We start from the raw sequence: 17,269 nt of genomic DNA on the forward strand, positions 1-17,269 counted from the left end.
GCCAGCGCCTGGACGAGTATTCAGCGACTGTTCCGCCTCCGCTCACCAGCTCCAGCGGGAGCACGTCCGCCGGTCGAGGAAGCTGTAGGCGGGCAACGGCCCGACCCAGTCGGCGTGGACGCCGTCGTCACGCGCGAGCCCGGCGACGGTGTCCCGGACGACGAGCAGGTCGCCCAGCCCGACCAGGAACGCCCACCGCTCGTCGGCGCTCTCGCCCGCCGGCAGCGCCACGGAGTCGCGGGCCCGTTCGGCGACCCGGGAGAGCAGGACGTCCGAGCGGGCCGCCCGCCACGCCGAGCCCGGTTCGGAGAACCGGAGGCAGACGTGCACCTCGGCCAGGCCGTCGAGCCGGTCGAGGTCGGCGCGGTAGGTGTCGGCGGCCGGGGCGAGCACTTCGGCGCGGACGGCCTCTTCGTCCTCGGCCACGGTGCCGAACCGGACCGGCAGCACCGGGCCGCCCTCGACCAGCGCGGACACCACCGCGAGGTGCGCGGCCGGGTCGGGCTCGGGGTCGCCGACGACCATCGCGAGGTCTTCCCAGCACACCGTCCGCGGCGCTCGCGGGTGCCCGGCCCGCACGACGCCGTAGAGCTGCAGCGTCACTTCTGTTCGACGGGGATGGCGGGCTCCACCGGAACGGCGACGGCCGGGGTGGGTGGCGGGGGCGGGATCAGCCCGACGGTCTGGTCGAGCCCGATGGAGACCTGCCCGGGGTTGGGCAGCTGCGCCTGCGCGTTCACCCGCTGCATCGCTTCGAGGTAGCGGATGTAGGTGTCGACGCTGGCGATCACGACCCTCGCCTCGATCGACAGCAGCTCGATCCCGATCAGGGACACCTTCACCGTGGCGTCGATGACGAGTCCCTTGTCCAGCAGGACGTTGAGGGTGTCGGTGAGGGTGCCACCGGTCTGTCCCGGTCTGGTCACTTCGCTCCTTCGGTCGCGGGGATTTCGGCTGGGATGTCGTCGAGGGCGGCGCGGATCTCGGCGAACCGGAGTTCCAGCGCGATGAGGGCCTGGCCGAGCGCTTCGACCTGGTCCGGGGTCAAGGTGCCGGCGTCGAGCCGCCGCAGCGCCTGCCGTTCGAGGACTTCCTTGAGGACGTCCAGCACGGTGACGACGAGGTGCCCGAGCCCGCGGCCGGCGTCGGCGGCGATCCGCTGGGTCATTCGCCCGTCCCGTCCAGCCCGAGCAGCAGCAGCCGCAGGTCGAGCCGCACGAGGTCGATGCCGGCGAGGGAGATGATCACGTCCCCGGTGACGACGGCGCCGCGGTGCACGACCCGGTCGAGCAGGTCGACGATGGCTTCGGCGGCGTTGGTGCCGGACGGGGTGAAGACCTCGGCGAGCCGGCCGGGCTCAGCCATGCGCCTTCGCTCCGAGTTCGAGGTCGGTGAACGAGTACGGCGGCCACGGCCCCGACGTCTCCACCGTGGCCCCGGCCGCGCTCAGCTCGCGGGCGAACCACTCGACCTCCGCGTGGAACGCCGCCTCGCGGCCCGTCTCCACCAGGTACGCCGAGTTCACCAGCACCCCGTGCGGCCGCGCGCGCCCGACGGTGTCCGCCGCGTGCCGGCGCAGCGCCCCTTCGAGCCGGGCCGCCGAACCGGCCACGTCCTCGCGCGCCTGCTGGATCGCCTTCAGCCGCTCGCGCCGGCGCACCAGGTACTGCGTTCCCGTCAGGCCCGCCGCGTCCGGCTTGGTGGTCGCCGCCGGCTCCGCGTGCCGCACCCGGACACCCCACTCGCGGTGGCCAGCCACCTCGTCGAGGCAGTCGCGCGCCTGGTCGTAGCCCGCCTCCAGCAGCCGGCGGGCGGCGTCTTCGCCGTCGAGGACGGTGCCGAACCGCAGCGGCAGCACCGGTTCGCTGTGGAACACCGCGCGCACCACGGCGTCGTGCTCGCGGGCCAGCTCGGCGAGCGTGCCGTCGACCGGGTCGAGCGTGTCGATGCGGTCGAACCGCGTCGGCGCCACCTCGGAGACGACCACGCCGAGGTCGCGGTAGCCGATCAGCCGCGGTGCGGGCCCGACGTCCCAGGTGGCAGGCCGGTTGCGGGTGATCGCGTACGCGCACAGCCAGTTTCCGGTGCTCACCGCAGTTTCTCCCTCCCGCCCGGCACGGGCAGCCGGGCTTCCAATTCGGCGACGCGCGCCGCCAGGTCGGTCGCCCCCACTTCCGCGCGCGCGGCGTTCGGGGCGAAGAACGGATCGTTCGTCCACCAGTCCATGCCCATTTCCCGGGCAGTCTGCGCGGACGCGATGAACAGCCGGATCCGCAGGGTCAGCAATTCGACGTCGACGACGCTGACGCCGATGTCACCGGCGATGACGACACCCTTGTCGAGCACGCGTTCCAGAATGTCCGCCAACGAATCGGACGAAGCGGCCAATCTGTCGACCTTCCTTTCAGGAATCGGTGGCGCCCCGGGTGAACCGGCGCAGCCGTTCGCACGCGCCGAGCTCGCCGTCGGCGTCGACGTCCACCCGGTAGGTAGCCATCACACTGGTGGAATCCGGGATCCGGGCCAGCTCGACGACGTCGACGAGCACGGACCAGCCGCCGTCGCCCCGGGCGCGGACACCGGTCACGGCGTGCGGGGTCAGCCCGGTCACCATGCCGAACTGGTCCTTCGCAACCCGGATTGCGTCAGCGGCACGCAGCCGGGAAACGGATTTCCCGGAGGGGTTCGGAGCAATTTCGTTTTGAGCGGGTTCGCTCGGAGCAGGGAACGGCAGCGGTGATTCCGGCATTGCTTCCCTTCGCGGGTGGACGGCCCACGGTAGCAACACCCGGCGCCACGCGCAGCGCCGTCGCGGGACGGTATTTTTCACCGGTTCGCGGCAATGATTGGGCGATCCGCGGCAACCGGCGGGAGCAAATGGCGCAACACGCGGACACCCGGCGGCACCAATTTCCGGAAAACACCCGGTTGATTACGATCGGGTAACGTCTACCAGCCGGTAGCCCACCCCGCGGACCGTCTCGATGGTGTGCGTGCCGAACGGCGCGTCGATCTTGCGCCGCAGGTACCCGATGTACACCTCGACGACGTTCTCGTCGCCGTCGTAGTGGGCGTCCCAGACGTGGCTGAGGATTTCGTTCTTCGACAGCGCGGCCCCCGCCCGCCGCAGCAGGAACTCCAACAACCCGAACTCGCGCGCGGTGAGCTCGATCCGCTTCTGTCCCCTGTGGACGGTACGGGCCGAGGGGTCGAGCCGCAGGTCCCCGGCCTCCAGCACGGCAGGCCGGGCCGGCGCGCCGCGCCGCAGCAACGCGCGCAGCCGGGCGATCAGCACGACGAAGGAGAACGGCTTGGACAGGTAGTCGTCGGCGCCGAGGTCGAACGCGTCGGCCTCGTCGTACTCGCCGTCCTTGGCCGTCAGCATCAGCACCGGCGTCCAGTTCTCCGCCGCCCGCAGGCGCTTGAGCACCTCGTAGCCGGACAGCTCGGGCAGCATGATGTCGAGCACCACGACGTCGTAGGCGTGCTCGGTCGCCCGCCAGAGACCCTCCCGGCCGGTGTGCGCGACGTCGGCGGTGAAGCCCTCGGCGACCAGGCCCCGCCGCAGCGTCTCCGCGAACTCGCGCTCGTCCTCCACGATCAGCAGCCGCACTACTCCTCCTTCGGCAGGTCGATCACCGGCAGCTCGATCACGAACCGCGCGCCCGGCTCCTCCGAGGCGGCGTAGCGCGCCCGGCCGCCGTGGCGGGCCGCGATGCCGGCCACGATCGGCAGGCCCAGCCCGGTTCCGCCGTGCCCGCGCTGCCGCGACGCGTCGAGCCGGACGAACCGCTCGAAGATCCGTTCCCGGTCGGCCGCCTCGACGCCGGGGCCGTCGTCGCTCACCTCGACCACGGCCAGGTCGCCGCGCACCGCGCTGCTGACGCGGATGCGCGAGCGCGCGTGCCCGCGCGCGTTGTCGACCAGGTTGCGCACCGCCCGCCGCAACTGGGCCTCGCTGCCGTGCACCTTCGCCGGCCCGGCGCGGACCTCGACGTCCACCGTGCTCTCGCCGCGGACCCGCTCGGCTTCGGCGCGGACGATGTCGTCGAGGTCGACCTCGGTGCGCTGCGGCCGGTCGGTGGCGTCGTCGGTGCGGGCCAGCATCAGCAGGTCGTCGACCAGCTCGCGCAGCCGGGCGGTCTCCCGGTCGATCACCGGCACCAGGTCGCCGGTGCTCTCCGGGTGCCGGCCGGCGACGTCGAGCGCGGTGCTGATCGTCGACAGCGGTGAGCGCAGCTCGTGGCTGGCGTCCGCGACGAACCGGCGTTGCGCGGCCTGCGCAGAGGCCAGCCGGGACAGCATTTCGTTGAGCGTCACGGCCAGGCGGTGCACCTCGTCGCCGCCCGGCGGCAGCGGCACGCGCGAGGCGAGGTCGCGTGTCGAGATCTCCGCGACGGTCCGGCGCATCCGCTCGACCGGCCGCAGCGCCGAGCCGACCGCCCGGTACACCGCGAGCCCGGCGATCGCCAGCAGCGGCACGGCGATCAGGCCGAGCAGCAGCGTCAGCCGCGTCGAGGCCTCCGTGACCGGTTCCAGCGAGCGCGCGGAGATCACGGTGAACGGCCCGCCGGGCCCGGTCACCTCCTGCGACACGACGCGGTAGTCGTCGTTGTCGCCGTTCAGCCCGAGCGGCAGCGTTTCGACGATCTCGTGCCCGACGACCGGACGCGACGCGGTCAGCGGCGGGTGCCCGACGATGGCGGGGTCGCTCGCGATCGGCGTCCCCCGCGCGTCCAGGACCTGCGTGACGGCCTCGGTGTCGCCGGTGCTGGCGACGTCGCTCGCGCTCAGGTCGCGCGCGCCTTCGCGGATGAGCTGGATGGCGACCTGCCGCCCGGTGCTGCGGGCACTCTCGGTGACGCTGCGGTCGAGCGACTCCTCCAGCAGCAGGACGACGACCACGCCGCCGACGGCGATGGCCAGCGCGAGCGCGAAGACGGCCACCGCGGTGGCGCGCATCCGGACGCCGGTCGCGGCGATCACCCTGCCCAGTTTCACCAACGCAGCGTAGCCACGAACGAGGCTCGCGCGCGGGCCGGCCAGCGCCGGGACGCTCGCCGCCACCGGGTCACGCGCCCCGGCGCCGTCGCGGGACGGCGAGCCGTTCCGCGCGCAGCCGTTCGACCTCGGTCAGCTCCAGCGGGCCGAGCGGGTGGCCGACCGTCCAGGCCAGCAGCAGGTCGGCCAGCGCGGGGTTGCGGGCCAGCGCCGGGCCGTGCAGGTAGGTGCCGACCACCCGGTCGGTCACCGCGCCCTCGGTGCCGTCGCCGTTGCCGGTGCCGCGCACCACCCGCCCGAGCGGCTCGCTGTCGGCGCCGAGCTTGCTGACGCCGAGGTGGTTCTCGAACCCGGTCAGCGCGGCCCCGTCCAGCAGCCGGGACGGCGTCGCGACCAGTTCGGCGACCGCGCGCTGCTCGCCGGGCTCGGTGGTGAGGTCGAGCAGGCCGAGCCCGTCGTGGTCGACGCCGTCCAGGCCGCGGAAGCGGGTGCCGAGCACCTGCAGGCCGGCGCACACGCCGAAGACGACCGCGCCGGCCGCGACCGCCCGCCGCAGGCCCGGGTACCGGCGCAGGTGCGCGGCGGCCAGCGCCTGTGCGCCGTCCTCGCCGCCGCCGAGCAGGTACAGGTCCAAAGTGGACGGTACCGGGTCACCGAGCCCGACCGGGACGACCTCGGCGTCGAGCCCGCGCCACTGCAGCCGCTTCCCGAGCACCTGGGCGTTGCCGGTGTCGCCGTAGGTGCCGAGCACCTCCGGCAGCAGGAGTCCGATTTGGACGATCGAGTCAGCCATCGGGCAGCTTGCCGACCAGATCGCGGAACGCGGTGTAGTTGGCGACCAGCTCGACGGCGCCGGGCGGCAGCGTGTCGATCGCGGTGACCGGGTCCGGCTCGGCCCAGTGCGCGACTTCCGCGTAGCAGAGCCGGACCGACAGGTCGGCGCCGCGCTCGCCGGTGACGACCACCTGGCGCCCGCGGAGCCGTTCGAAGTGGACGTCCCACAGCCAGGACAGGTCCCGGCCGTCGGCTTCCTGTGCGTTGACCGCGACGACGACCGGGGTGTCCTCGTCGAGCACGCGCAGCGTTTCCACCCAGCCGGCCGGGTTCTTGGCCAGCATCAGCCGCACGGAGTGCCGCGACCGGCGGATCGTCCGGTAGCGGCCGCCGATGTCGGTGATGGTCCGCAGCCGGGCCGCGGCGGTGTGCGGCGGGACGCCGAGCCGGTGCGCCGCGGCGAGCGCGAGCGCGGCGTTCGCGCGGTTGACCTCGCCCGGCAGCCGCAGGTCGAGGTCGACTTCGCGGCCACCGGGCGTCCGGACGAGCTCGCCGTCGAGCGTCCACGCGGGCTCCGGCCGGGCCAGCCCGCAGGCGCAGCCCCAGTGCCGTTCGTGGGTTTCGACGCGGCCTTCGCAGCGCGGGCACGCCGTGGAGTCACCGGTCCAGCGGCGGCCCGTGCTCACCCACACGCGCTTGGCGGCCGCGCTCGCCGCCGACGTCACCAGGACGTCGTCGCAGTTCGCGACGACGACCGTGCCGGGCAGGCCGGCGATGGCGGCCCGCAGGTCGCGTTCCATGGCACGGACCTCGCCGACCCGGTCCAGCTGGTCGCGGCTCAGGTTGAGCAGCACCAGCACGGCCGGCTGGACCTGGTCGGCGACCCACGGCACGTACGTCTCGTCGACCTCCAGCACCGCGTAGGGCGCGTCGGGGCGGGCGGTCAACGCGGCAAGGACGCCGTCGGGCATGTTCGCGCCGTCGCTGTTGGCGGCGACCTCGGCCAGCGTCTCCAGCGCGCGGGTGAGCATCAGCGACGTCGTGGTCTTGCCGTTGGTGCCGGTGACGAGCACGACGGTGCGTTCGCGGCCGAGGCGGCGCAGGGCGAGCGGATCGAGGGCCAGCGTGACGCGGCCGCCGATCATCCCGCCGCGGCCGAGGCCCGAGCTGCGCGACAGCCAGGCGGTCAGCCGCCCGGCGGCCACGGACGCGCGGGTGCGGAGTGGGCTTCGGAGGGACATCGCCCGGATGGTGCCTCCGGGCCGCTGTGATTTTCCTGAGTCCGTGGCGCGGGTCTCTAGAGCGTGACGACGACCTTGCCGTGGACGTGCCGCTCGGCCTGCAGCGCGACGGCGTCCCGGATCTTTTCGACGGGGAAGACGGCGGCGATCGGCACGGTGAGCCGCCCGGCGGCGATTTCGGCGGCCACCTTTTCGAGCGCGCCCGGCTCGGCGTCGACGCCGCCGGTGGCGCGCACACCGCCCGGCGGAGTGGGACCGGCGGCGATCGTGGCGATCCGCTCGGGCGGGACGCCGAGTTCCAGGGCGGCCTCGGCGGTTTCCGTGCCGAAGAGGTCGATGGCCGCGGTGATCTCCGGGACCCGGCCGGCCAGGCCGGGGCCGTAGGCGACGGGTTCGGCACCGAGCTCGCGCAGGAACGGGAAGGTGCTCTCGGAGGCCGTGCCGAGCACGGTGGCCCCGGCGAGCTTGGCGAGCTGGACGGCGAAGATGCCGACCCCACCGGCGGCCCCGCCGACGAGGACGGTGTCACCCGCCTGCAAGCCGACGGCGGCGAGGGCGGCGGCTGCCGAGGACGCGGCGACCGGGAGGGTGCTCGCGACCTCGTCGGACAGGCCGTCCGGGGTGCGGAAGAGCCGGTCTTCGGCGCCGACGACGACGAAGTCGGCGACAGCGCGCCCGAGCGCGCCACCGTAGACGCGCTCGCCGACAGCGTGTTCCGCGCCCGGACCGGCTTCGTCGACCACGCCGGCGTAGTCGTACCCGAACCCGGCGGGAAGGCTGATCCCGAACCGCGCGGCGGCCTCGGGGTGCCGCGCGATGCCCCAGTCCATCGGGTTCAGCCCGGCCGCGGTGACCCGCACCCGCACCTCACCGGGGCCGGCGTGCGGTTCGGGGACTTCTCGCAGCTCGAGGACTTCGGGACCACCGAACTTCTCGTAGATGACGGCTCGGCTCATCGGGGACCTCCCGTTGTGATGGGACTTGGTCTCATCACCGTACACCTTCCGACGGGACCAAGTACCGTGTCGTCATGGGCCGCTGGGAACCGAACGCACCGGAGAGGTTGAGCCGCGCCGCGCTGGAGCTGTTCGCGGAGCGCGGGTACGAGAACACGACGGTGATCGACATCGCCGCACGGGCGGGGCTGACGAAGAGCACGTTCTTCCGCCACTTCCAGGACAAGCGAGAGGTGCTCTTCGGCGACGGCAGGCTGGCCGAGCTGCTGCGCGCGGCGGTGGCGGGGGCGCCGCCGTCGGCCGGGCCGCTGGAGGCGGTGGGCTGGGGACTGGAGGCGGTGGGGCGCGAGGCGTTCACGGCCGCCCGGCGGGAGTTCGCCGCGTTGCGGCGGTCGGTGATCGCGGCACATCCGGAGTTGCAGGAGCGGGAGGCGTTGAAGGGGATCGCGCTGACGGCGGCGATGGCGGAGGCGTTGAAGGGGCGCGGGGTGGGGGCGCTGGCTGCTCGTGTTGCCGCGGCGTTGGGGGCGTTGGCGATGAACATCGCTTATGAGCGGTGGAGTGGCGGGGAGGCGGACTTCGGGGAGGCGGCGAGGGAGGCGATCGCCGAGGTGCGGGCGGCTGTGGGGACGTCGGCCTTCTCTGGCTCCGATCCGGTCTGACCGAGCCGCGGTCCGCGGCGGGCTTCGGCCGGGCTTGGGCCGGATAGCGCTTCCGGTATCTGTGAGGGAGCTTTCTTCAGGGCGCCGGGGGAACGCTCCCATCCGGCTCGCCCGGGGCTCGGCAGGCGTGGCGACCGGTCGGCTTACGGCCGGGGATCGGCAGGGCGTGGCGACCGGTCGGCTCTCGATCGGGTCGGTCAGCTGTGGACCGCCGAACTCCGGTCCGCCCGCGGGGCGCCCCCCGGGTCCAGCGTATCGGCGCACCCCGACAACAACCAGGAAAGAACGCCACTCCAAGCCGTTTTGTCCACATTGCTCCACCCCCGTGGACAACTCCCCCAAACATTCACGGATATGAACGATCCACCCACCCGAACCCCCGGACTCCGCCGCCCACACCAGCGCAACCGCCATAGGTAGGAAACTTAACCATCGGATGTTGAACCAATTAGCATCCACAACTACTCGCATTGTTCCGAGTTATTCCAAGATCTACCGCAGATACATCGGAGGTGTTACCGTCCAACCCCAGCCAGCGGAAAGGCGTACCGCTGAGCGGGAAACGTCCAACGGAGGGCAACGTGGGACCGGAGCGCGGGCTCGAACAAAGCGGAACTCTCGAACGCGGACTTGCCGTGCTGGAGCACGTCGGGCGGCACCAGGAGATTTCCACCAATGCGATCGCGCGGCAACTGGGGCTTTCCCGCAGCGCCGCCTACCGGATCGTCGGCACCCTCAAGAACCTCGAGTACCTCGAGGCCGACCAGGTCACCGGCCGCGTGCGGCTCGGCACGCGGCTCGTCGAGCTCGGGGCGCGGGCGATGGCCGCCACCGATCTGCACCGGTGTGCTCCGCGGTACCTCGCCTCGCTCGCCGAACGGTCCGGGGAGACCACCTACCTCGCCGTTCCGGACAACGACACCATGGTCTACGTCGCCACCGAACGCAGTGCCAGTGCCGTCACCCTCGCCTGCCGGCTCGGGACGCGGCGGCCGCAGCACGCGACGTCGCTCGGGAAAGCCTGGCTCGCCGCGCTGCCCGAAGCCGACCGGTTCGAGCGGGTGCGGCGGATGAAGCTCGACTCGCTCACCCTCAAGACCATCATCGACCCGCACCGGCTGCTCGACGAGCTCGCCAAGACCAGCCGCCGCGGGTGGGCGATCGACGACGTCGAAAACGAGCCGGACGTCGGGTGCGTCGCCGCCGCCGTGCGGGACCACTCCGGACGGCCGATCGCCGCCATCAGCATCGCCGGGCCCGCGCCGCGCGTGCTGCGCCGGCTCGACGAACTCGGCGCCTCCGTCGCCGGCACCGCCGCCGCCCTGTCCCTGCGGCTCGGGTACGTCCGGAGCCGGCCCGCCTGAGCACCGACCCACCCGGCAAAGGAGCCGACGTGACCTGGATCCAGGACTACCAGCCGGCGGGCGGGTTGTGGGTTTCCGCGCTGCTCGCCGCGCTCCCGATCATCGTGCTGCTGGTTTCGCTCGGGGTGATCCGCTTCTCCGCGCACCTCTCCGCCGCGCTGGCGCTGGTCACCGCGCTCGCCGTCGCCCTGCTGCTCTACCGGATGCCTGCCGCGCTGGCGTTCGACTCTGCCGCGATGGGCCTCGTGTTCGGCGTGTGGTCGGTGGCCTGGATCGCCTTCCACGCCGTCTACTTCCACAACGTCACCGTCGCCACCGGCCGGTTCGACGCCATCAAGCGCGTGCTCGCCGGGTTCAGCGAAGACCGGCGGCTGCAGGCGCTGCTCATCGCGTTCAGCTTCGGCGCGCTGCTCGAAGGCGTCGCCGGCGGCGGGTCGCCGATCGCGATCACCGCCGCGATGATGGCCGCGCTCGGGTTCCCGCCGGTGAAGGCGGTCGTGCTGGCGCTGCTGGCGAACACCGCGCCGGTCGCGTTCGGCGGCCTCGGCAACCCGCTGATCGTGCTCGGGCGGCTGACCGCGCCGATCATGCACCTCAAGCAGGACCAGGCCACCGAGCTCTTCTCGGCGATGGTCGGCCGCCAGGTTCCGGTGCTGGCCCTGATCATCCCGGCGTTCCTGGTCGTGGTGCTGGCCGGCTGGAAGCGCATGCTCGAGGTCTGGCCGGCGGTGCTGACCGCCGGGCTCGCGTTCGCGGCCATGCAGTTCGTCGCGTCCAACTACATCAGCGCCAGCCTGGTCGACGTCCTCGCGGCCCTCACCGCGATGGCCGCGCTGTGGATCCTGACCCGGTTCTGGCAGCCCGCGACGGTGTGGCGCTTCGAGGGCGAGGAAGCCGTCCCGGCGGCCAAGAGCCTCGGCGCCGCACAGGCCGAGCGCGGTGCGCTGTACGCGTGGACGCCCTACATCATCCTGATCCTGGCGATCTTCCTGTCGCGGATCGGCACGATCTTCAAGAACCTCCCCGTCTGGCTCGACCTGACGAAGCTGTTGCACAAGGCAGACTGGATCTTCGCGTGGCCGGGGCTGCACAACCACGTAGTCCAGCACCCGCCGATCACCGCGAAGAACGCGCCGTACGCGGCCACGCTGACCGTCGACTTCCTGTTCTCGCCCGGCACGATCGCCCTGATCGCGGCCGTGCTCGCCGGGTTCGCGATGGGCGGGCGGCCGAAGCTGCTGCTGGCGACGTACCGCAAGACGCTGCACCAGATGCGCTGGGCGCTGGCGACGATCTTCATGATCCTGGCGATCGCGTTCGTGATGAACTACTCGGGCGCGACGCAGACGCTGGGCCTGGCCCTGGCGACGACCGGCGCGGTCTTCCCGCTGTTCTCGGCCTACATCGGCTGGCTGGGCGTCTTCCTGACCGGCTCGGACGCGTCGACGAACAGCCTGTTCGGCCCGATGCAGGTGATCTCGGCGCAGCAGCTGAACCTCAACCCGATCCTGGCCGGCGCCACGAACACCTCGGGCGGCGTGATGGGCAAGATGATCTCGCCGCAGAACCTCTCGATCGGCGCGACGGCGATCGGGCAGAGCGGCAAGGAGGGCTCGCTGCTGCGGCAGACGTTCCTGTGGTCGCTGCTGCTCACCGCGGTGGTCGGGGTGATCTCCCTGCTCCAGGCGACGATCCTGACGGCGATGATCCCGTCGCCCTAGGCTGGGCGGCATGAGCGCATCCTTGGCCGCTTTCGGGTACGAACTGGGTCTGCTGAAGCGGGTCCGCCGCTCGGGCTGGTGGCACGCGGGCGTCCGCGACCCGGAGTCGGTCGGCGAGCACAGCCTGCGCGCCGCCCAGCTCGCGGCGCTGATCGCGGCCGAGGAGGGCGCGTCGCCCGAGCGGGCGGCGTTCCTCGCGCTGTGGCACGACACGCAGGAGACCCGCACGGGCGACCTCCCGCTGACGGCGGCCGAGTACCTGCGCAAGCCGGAGCCGCGGGACATCACCGCCGACCAGACGGCCGCGCTGCCCCCGCGGTCCCGTGACCTGGTGCGGTCGGCGGTGGACGAGTACGAGACCCGCGAGTCGGTGGAAGCGTTGTGCGCCAAGGACGCCGACAAGCTCGAGATGCTGCTGCAGGCGCTGGAGTACCGCGACATCGGCGTCCGGCCGGTCGACGAGTGGATCGAGTCCGCGCGGAAGGGCCTCAAGACGGAGACGGCGCGGAAGATCGCGGAAGCGGCGCTGACGCTGTCGCCGCTCGCTTGGCGAGGCCGCTAGCCCGCGACCCCCTTCGCGCGGTTCAACAGCAGCTCGCGCTCGCGCGAGTTCTCCGTCATCTCCGCCGCCCGGCGGAACTCGCGCTCGGCTTCCTCGCGCCGGCCCAGCTTCTCCAGCAGGTCGCCGCGGACGCTGGGCAGCAGGTGGTAGTCCTTCAGGGCCGGCTCGTCCGCGACCGCGTCGACGACCGCCAGGCCCGCCTCCGGGCCGTACGCCATCGCGACCGCGACGCCGCGGTTCAGCTCGATCACCGGGGACGGCTGCAGCTTGCCCAGTCCTTCGTACAGCGCCGCGATCCGCACCCAGTCCGTCTCCTCGGCCGTGCGCGCCCGTGCGTGGCAGGCCGCGATCGCCGCTTGGGCGGAGTACGGCCCGTACGCGCCCTCCGCGATCTGCTCGGACAGGGCCAGCGCCGCGAGGCCGTGCTGGATCAGGAAGCGGTCCCAGCGGGCGCGGTCCTGGTCGAGCAGCAGCACCGGCTCGCCGTTCGGGCCGGTGCGCGCCTTCGAGCGGGACGCCTGCAGCTCCATCAGCGCAACCAGGCCGTGGACCTCCGACTCGCCCGGCATCAGCCCGGCGAGCACGCGGCCGAGCCGCATCGCCTCTTCGCAGAGCGCCGGGCGCATCCAGTCGTCCCCGCGGGTGGCCGAATAGCCCTCGTTGAACACCAGGTAGATGACTTCGAGCACGGACGACAGCCGCGCGACGCGTTCGTCGCCCTCCGGCACCTCGAACGGCACCTTCGCCGCGGCGAGGGCCTTCTTCGCCCGGACGATCCGCTGGGCGATCGTCGATTCGCGGACCAGGAAGGCCCGCGCGATCTCGTCGGTGGTCAGGCCGCCGAGCATGCGCAGCGTCAGCGCGACCCTGGCCTGCGTGTTCAGCACCGGGTGGCAGGCGACGAACAGCAGGCGCAGGACGTCGTCCTCGATGTGGTCGTCGAGGGCCGCGTCGAAGTCGGGCAGCACGCCTTCGCCGAGCTGCTGGTCGCGGCCGACCTCCTCGAGCTTCTCCGCGTACCGCTCGTTGCGGCGGAACTGGTCGATCGCGCGGCGCTTGGCGATGGTCATCAGCCATGCGCCGGGGTTGCGCGGCACGCCGGCATCCGGCCACTGCTCCAGCGCCGCGACCAGCGCGTCCTGCGCCAGTTCCTCGGCGAGACCGACGTCGCCGCGAGCCATCCGGGCCAGGCCCGCGATGAGCCGCGGCGACTCGATCCGCCAGACCGTCTCGACCGTCCTCCGGGTGTCCGCAACCGTCACCCGGCCATCAGACAGGGTGATCTTCCGCGGTGCAACCCACTACCCGTCGATCGGGCGGATCTCCAGCACCCCCTCACCGGGACCGAGGTTCGGGACCTGCTTCATCAGCGCGACGGCCTCTTCGAGCGACTCACCCTTGAGCACCCAGAACCCGGCGATCAGCTCCTTCGTCTCGGCGAACGGGCCGTCGATGACCTTGGGCTCCGCGTCGCCTTCGAAGATCACGCGCACGCCTTCCGAGCTGGGCGTGAGCCCCTCGGCCAGCTCGAACCGGCCCTCGGCGAACAGCCGCTCGTTGAACTTCGTCATCTCGGTCAGCTCTTCGGCGCTGGGCTGGAACCCGGCCGCCTCCGATTCGGGGCCGGCCTTCACGATCACCAGGAACCGCATGTCACGCCTGTCCGGCGGACTGCGCCCGCAGCCGGCCTTCCAGTTCCACGACCTCCGGCGTCATGTTCTCGAAGTCCGACGCCTCGGCCACGCGCCGGATCTCGACCTCACCGGCGTGGCCGTCGGGGTTGGGCATCCGCTTGATCCACTCGATGCACTCTTCGCGGTCGCGGCACTGCAGGATCCAGAAGCCGCCGACGAGCTCCTTGGTCTCGGCGAACGGGCCGTCGACGACCTTGGGCTCTTCGGTGCCGGAGAAGACGACCCGCGCACCCTGCGAGCTCGGCGTGAGGCCCTCGCCCGCCAGCAGCACGCCGGCCTTGACGAGCTCTTCGTTGAACTTCCCCATCTCCTCGAGCAGCTCGGCGCTGGGGCCCTGGCCGGCCTCGGAGTCTTCGTTGCTCTTGACGATCACCATGAACCGCATCGCGGTCTCCTCTCGGTCGGTCCTGCCTACGCGTCGAACAGCCGCGGCCCGGATCGACAGCCACGGGCGAAAAACTTTCCGGGCCGGAAAGTAGCAGCTCAGCGCCGGGCCGGGGGACGATTCAGGCCGGGCGGGCGGGCCGCGGCGGTAAGCTGCCGAGCTGCAGTGGACCGGGGAGGGCGATGTGGCGAAGCGCGCACAGCAGGGGAAGCGCCGGTACATCGTCCGGCTGCCGGCGAACGGGAGCGGCCAGGCTCGCCTGCGCGGCTTCCCGGTTTGGGACACGTCGCTGCGGCGAGTGCGGAAGCGCTACCCCCGCGCCGCCGAGATCTGGCGGGCCACCGAAGACCGGCCGCGGCTCCCGCTCCGGTTGGCGCAGGCCGGCCGGTTGCTGCGGCAAGGCGCGGCGGCCGCGTGGCGCTGGGCCCGGAACCGCGACGCCAAGCCCTGGTGACGGCCGGGCCCCGGCTAATCTGCCCGTCGTGGCGGTACTCCCCGATGATCTCTCCTCCGCGCTCGACGACGAGCTGGCCCGGCACCCCCTGGCCCGGCTGACCCAGTCCGTCGACCGGCTCAGCGCGCGCTACCGCCAAGGCGACGCGGCCACGTCGCCCATCCTCGGCTCCGAAGTCGACGTCGCCGCGTACGCGGGCTATCGCATGCCCGCCACCTACGCCGCCGTACACGCCGTGCTCGCCGAAGCCGCGTTGCGTACTCCCGGCTTCGCACCTCGTACCCACGTCGACGTCGGCGGCGGGACCGGCGCCGCCGTCTGGGCGGCCGCCGACGTCTGGCCGTCGCTCGACCGCTGCACCGTGCTCGAACAGGTCGCCGGGGCCATCGGGCTCGGCAAGCGGCTCGCCGCCGGCTCCGGGCGGGCCGCCGTCCGGGACGCCGAGTGGCGGCGCGGGCTCGTCGATCCCTCCTCGCCCGCGCCCGACGCCGATCTCGTCACGCTGTCCTACGTGCTCGGCGAACTGCCCGACGCCACCCGGGCCGACGTCGTGCGGTGGCTGGCCGCGAAGGCCGGGGCCGTCGCGCTGATCGAACCCGGCACGCCCGCCGGTTTCGAACGGATCCGGGCCGCCCGCGCGCAGCTGGTCGAGCTCGGCCTGCACGTCGTCGCGCCGTGTCCGCACGATGCCGCCTGCCCGATCGTGGCCGGGCAGGACTGGTGCCACTTCGCCGCCCGGCTGCCGCGCTCGGGGCTGCACCGGAAGCTCAAGGCGGGCACCCTCGGCTTCGAGGACGAGAAGTTCGCCTACGTCGTCGCGTCGCGGACCGTGCCCGAGCGGCCGGACGCGCGGATCATCCGGCACCCGAAGAAGCACAAGGGCTGGGTCGCGCTCGACCTGTGCACGACCGAGGGCCTGGCACCGGCCGTCGCCGTCTCGAAGAAGCAGGGCCCCCGGTACCGAGCGGCCCGGGACGCCGAGTGGGGCGACGGCTGGCCTTCCGCCTGACCGGCTGGCAGGGTGGCGGCCCATGGGGAACGTCATCGCGGAGATCAGCATGTCGGCGGACGGCATCGTGGCGGGCCCGGACACCAGCACCGACCACCGGCTCGGCCGGGACGGCAACCTGCTGCACGACTGGATGTTCGAGGGCACCGAAGCCGACGCCGCGGTCGCGGCCAAGCTCTTCGACGGCACTGGCGCGTTCGTCGTCGGCCGCTCGATGTTCGACGTCGGGGTCGAGCCGTGGGGTGACGACGGCACCTTCAAGAAGCCGGTCTTCGTCGTCACGAACCGGCCGCACGAACCCGTCGTCAAGGGCCCGACGACGTTCACGTTCGTCACTGACGGCCTCGAAAGCACGCTGCGTCAAGCGAAAGCCGCGGCGGGTGAGGAGAACGTCCTCCTGATGGGCGGCGGCACGACGCTGCGGCAGTTCCTGCTGGCCGGCCTGGTCGACGAGCTGCGCCTGCACGTCGTCCCGCTGCTGTTCGGCACCGGTGTCCGGCTGTTCGACGCCGAAACCGGACGGCACGTGCGACTGGAACGCACGGCGGTGCAGGAGACACCGAACGCGACGCACCTGACGTACCGCGTGCTGAACTAAGGCATCCGGACCGTCCGCAGGAACTCCGGCAGCAGCCACGGCCGCGGGCCGCCGATGCGGACGCCTCCAGTCAGCACCGCGCGCACGCGGGACACGCGGCCGAACATCATCGGCACCAGCATCGACGGGTCGAACCGAAGGCGGACGTCGGCCGTGCCGTCCGGCTCTTCGCAGCGCAGCCTTCCGTCCTGGAGCGCCAGTACCGCCGGGGTCGTGTACCGCGACCGGAACTCCACCGCGATCCGGCGCGGTGACGGCGTCGCGTCGGCCAGCAGGCGGCCCATGTCGTTGCGCGCCACGCCGAACAGGAACAGCTCCAGGAACAGGGCCTCCAGCCGGGCCGGGACGCGCCACGGCCTGCCGAGGACGCGGGCGATGTCGAGGCCGTGCAGCAGCATCTCGTTGACCAGGTGCGCGAGCACGCCGGCGACCGGCACGCGGGAGCCGCCCAGCCACCACACCGGCTTCTCCGAGTCGAGGTCCGCGCTGACCAGCAGCACCTCGGCGATGTCCGCGCGCAGCCGCGCGGCCAGGCGGACCGGGTCGCGCTCCGGGTAGAGCTCCAGGGCCATCGCGTTCAGCCGGGAGATCGTGTCGACGCTCGCCGCGTCGATCGGCTCGGCCAGGCCCGGTAGCGGGAGCGGGCCGCCGTCGCCGCGGATCATCGCCGTGTACATCAGCGCGATCATGCCCACGTGGGACGCCGTTTCGCCGATCGTCCACGCGCCGAGCGCCCGCCGGTGCGGGTCCGGGACGCCGGTCAGCAGGTCCGCGAACCGGCCGCCGACCTCGGGCAGGGCCGCGCGCACCCGGTGCCACCGTTCGACTGTCACGGCATTCGACGCTAG

Annotated in this window: 23 protein-coding genes; 7 read left to right on the forward strand and 16 right to left on the reverse strand. The window is 72.5% G+C overall.

The genetic code is table 11. The features are described from left to right. Positions 1-42 precede the first annotated feature (42 nt). The 12 genes from ABZX11_RS09360 to ABZX11_RS09415 form a co-directional block, all read right to left on the reverse strand. Positions 43-603 carry a GvpL/GvpF family gas vesicle protein gene (locus ABZX11_RS09360; RefSeq protein WP_176174458.1) on the reverse strand — a complete coding sequence of 187 codons (561 nt, stop codon included), beginning with the start codon at positions 601-603 and terminating at the stop codon, positions 43-45. Then, a complete protein-coding gene (gene gvpJ, locus ABZX11_RS09365; RefSeq protein ID WP_176174457.1) occupies positions 600-926 on the reverse strand; it encodes a gas vesicle protein GvpJ in 327 nt (108 codons plus the stop codon). Before gvpJ (ABZX11_RS09365) ends, ABZX11_RS09360 begins: the two co-directional genes overlap by 4 nt. After that, positions 923-1,168, reverse strand: coding sequence for a gas vesicle protein K (locus ABZX11_RS09370; RefSeq protein WP_176174456.1), 246 nt, complete (start codon positions 1,166-1,168; stop codon positions 923-925). Before ABZX11_RS09370 ends, gvpJ (ABZX11_RS09365) begins: the two co-directional genes overlap by 4 nt. Continuing rightward, entirely contained in the window at positions 1,165-1,365 is a 201-nt protein-coding gene (gvpJ, locus tag ABZX11_RS09375) for a gas vesicle protein GvpJ (protein ID WP_176174455.1), read from the reverse strand. Before gvpJ (ABZX11_RS09375) ends, ABZX11_RS09370 begins: the two co-directional genes overlap by 4 nt. Further along, positions 1,358-2,092, reverse strand: coding sequence for a GvpL/GvpF family gas vesicle protein (locus tag ABZX11_RS09380; protein ID WP_354911358.1), 735 nt, complete (start codon positions 2,090-2,092; stop codon positions 1,358-1,360). The genes gvpJ (ABZX11_RS09375) and ABZX11_RS09380 overlap by 8 nt, the downstream gene beginning before the upstream one ends. Beyond that, positions 2,089-2,388, reverse strand: coding sequence for a gas vesicle protein (locus ABZX11_RS09385; RefSeq protein ID WP_354911361.1), 300 nt, complete (start codon positions 2,386-2,388; stop codon positions 2,089-2,091). The genes ABZX11_RS09380 and ABZX11_RS09385 overlap by 4 nt, the downstream gene beginning before the upstream one ends. Before the next feature lie 16 nt (positions 2,389-2,404). After that, entirely contained in the window at positions 2,405-2,749 is a 345-nt protein-coding gene (locus tag ABZX11_RS09390; RefSeq protein WP_254897098.1) for a gas vesicle protein, read from the reverse strand. A 183-nt stretch (positions 2,750-2,932) separates the two neighbouring features. Next, a complete protein-coding gene (locus ABZX11_RS09395) occupies positions 2,933-3,613 on the reverse strand; it encodes a response regulator transcription factor (RefSeq protein WP_176174452.1) in 681 nt (226 codons plus the stop codon). Next, entirely contained in the window at positions 3,613-5,001 is a 1,389-nt protein-coding gene (locus ABZX11_RS09400; RefSeq protein ID WP_254897097.1) for an ATP-binding protein, read from the reverse strand. The genes ABZX11_RS09395 and ABZX11_RS09400 overlap by 1 nt, the downstream gene beginning before the upstream one ends. A gap of 70 nt (positions 5,002-5,071) precedes the next feature. Then, positions 5,072-5,794 carry a glutamine amidotransferase gene (locus ABZX11_RS09405; RefSeq protein ID WP_176174451.1) on the reverse strand — a complete coding sequence of 241 codons (723 nt, stop codon included), beginning with the start codon at positions 5,792-5,794 and terminating at the stop codon, positions 5,072-5,074. Then, positions 5,787-7,016 carry a MurT ligase domain-containing protein gene (locus ABZX11_RS09410; RefSeq protein ID WP_354911366.1) on the reverse strand — a complete coding sequence of 410 codons (1,230 nt, stop codon included), beginning with the start codon at positions 7,014-7,016 and terminating at the stop codon, positions 5,787-5,789. The genes ABZX11_RS09405 and ABZX11_RS09410 overlap by 8 nt, the downstream gene beginning before the upstream one ends. Before the next feature lie 56 nt (positions 7,017-7,072). Continuing rightward, positions 7,073-7,972, reverse strand: a complete 900-nt coding sequence (locus ABZX11_RS09415) for an NADP-dependent oxidoreductase (protein ID WP_354911369.1) — start codon at positions 7,970-7,972, stop codon at positions 7,073-7,075. Between the two features lie 74 nt (positions 7,973-8,046). Between ABZX11_RS09415 and ABZX11_RS09420 the strand changes: the two genes are divergently transcribed. The 4 genes from ABZX11_RS09420 to ABZX11_RS09435 all read left to right on the forward strand — a co-directional run bounded on the left by ABZX11_RS09420 (position 8,047) and on the right by ABZX11_RS09435 (position 12,281). Beyond that, the gene (locus ABZX11_RS09420; protein WP_354911372.1) at positions 8,047-8,634 is read left to right on the forward strand and encodes a helix-turn-helix domain-containing protein; all 588 of its coding nucleotides are present in this window, start codon (positions 8,047-8,049) and stop codon (positions 8,632-8,634) included. 581 nt (positions 8,635-9,215) lie between these two features. Further along, positions 9,216-9,998, forward strand: a complete 783-nt coding sequence (locus tag ABZX11_RS09425; RefSeq protein WP_176174447.1) for an IclR family transcriptional regulator — start codon at positions 9,216-9,218, stop codon at positions 9,996-9,998. A gap of 29 nt (positions 9,999-10,027) precedes the next feature. Then, on the forward strand, positions 10,028-11,719 hold the full coding sequence (locus ABZX11_RS09430) for an L-lactate permease (RefSeq protein ID WP_354911374.1): 1,692 nt from the start codon (positions 10,028-10,030) through the stop codon (positions 11,717-11,719). 10 nt (positions 11,720-11,729) lie between these two features. Continuing rightward, positions 11,730-12,281: an HD domain-containing protein gene (locus tag ABZX11_RS09435; protein ID WP_176174445.1), complete on the forward strand. Its 552-nt coding sequence runs from the start codon at positions 11,730-11,732 to the stop codon at positions 12,279-12,281. On the opposite strand, the gene ABZX11_RS09440 is transcribed toward ABZX11_RS09435, so the two are convergent. Genes ABZX11_RS09440 through ABZX11_RS09450 form a run of 3 tightly spaced genes read right to left on the reverse strand, consistent with a single transcriptional unit; the run spans position 12,278 to position 14,360 of the window. Beyond that, on the reverse strand, positions 12,278-13,543 hold the full coding sequence (locus ABZX11_RS09440; RefSeq protein ID WP_354911377.1) for an RNA polymerase sigma factor: 1,266 nt from the start codon (positions 13,541-13,543) through the stop codon (positions 12,278-12,280). The two genes, ABZX11_RS09435 and ABZX11_RS09440, sit on opposite strands and share 4 nt — an antisense overlap. A gap of 39 nt (positions 13,544-13,582) precedes the next feature. Then, positions 13,583-13,933 carry a YciI family protein gene (locus ABZX11_RS09445; protein ID WP_354911380.1) on the reverse strand — a complete coding sequence of 117 codons (351 nt, stop codon included), beginning with the start codon at positions 13,931-13,933 and terminating at the stop codon, positions 13,583-13,585. 1 nt (position 13,934) lies between these two features. Continuing rightward, positions 13,935-14,360, reverse strand: a complete 426-nt coding sequence (locus tag ABZX11_RS09450) for a YciI family protein (RefSeq protein ID WP_354911383.1) — start codon at positions 14,358-14,360, stop codon at positions 13,935-13,937. Between the two features lie 184 nt (positions 14,361-14,544). On the opposite strand from ABZX11_RS09450, the gene ABZX11_RS09455 reads away from it, so the two are divergent. From ABZX11_RS09455 to ABZX11_RS09465, 3 genes are read left to right on the forward strand one after another with little or no spacing between them, the layout of a single operon-like run. Further along, entirely contained in the window at positions 14,545-14,814 is a 270-nt protein-coding gene (locus ABZX11_RS09455; RefSeq protein WP_176174441.1) for a hypothetical protein, read from the forward strand. A 28-nt stretch (positions 14,815-14,842) separates the two neighbouring features. Continuing rightward, positions 14,843-15,823, forward strand: coding sequence for a small ribosomal subunit Rsm22 family protein (locus tag ABZX11_RS09460; RefSeq protein WP_176174440.1), 981 nt, complete (start codon positions 14,843-14,845; stop codon positions 15,821-15,823). 22 nt (positions 15,824-15,845) lie between these two features. Continuing rightward, positions 15,846-16,421 (forward strand): dihydrofolate reductase family protein, encoded by a 576-nt coding sequence (locus ABZX11_RS09465; RefSeq protein WP_354911387.1) that lies wholly within the window; start codon positions 15,846-15,848, stop codon positions 16,419-16,421. On the opposite strand, the gene ABZX11_RS09470 is transcribed toward ABZX11_RS09465, so the two are convergent. Beyond that, complete coding sequence (locus ABZX11_RS09470) at positions 16,418-17,254, reverse strand: maleylpyruvate isomerase N-terminal domain-containing protein (RefSeq protein ID WP_354911390.1); 837 nt, start codon at positions 17,252-17,254, stop codon at positions 16,418-16,420. The two genes, ABZX11_RS09465 and ABZX11_RS09470, sit on opposite strands and share 4 nt — an antisense overlap. Positions 17,255-17,269: the final 15 nt, after the last annotated feature.

The sequence above is a fragment of the Amycolatopsis sp. NPDC004169 genome (assembly GCF_040610315.1).
Lineage (GTDB): Bacteria > Actinomycetota > Actinomycetes > Mycobacteriales > Pseudonocardiaceae > Amycolatopsis.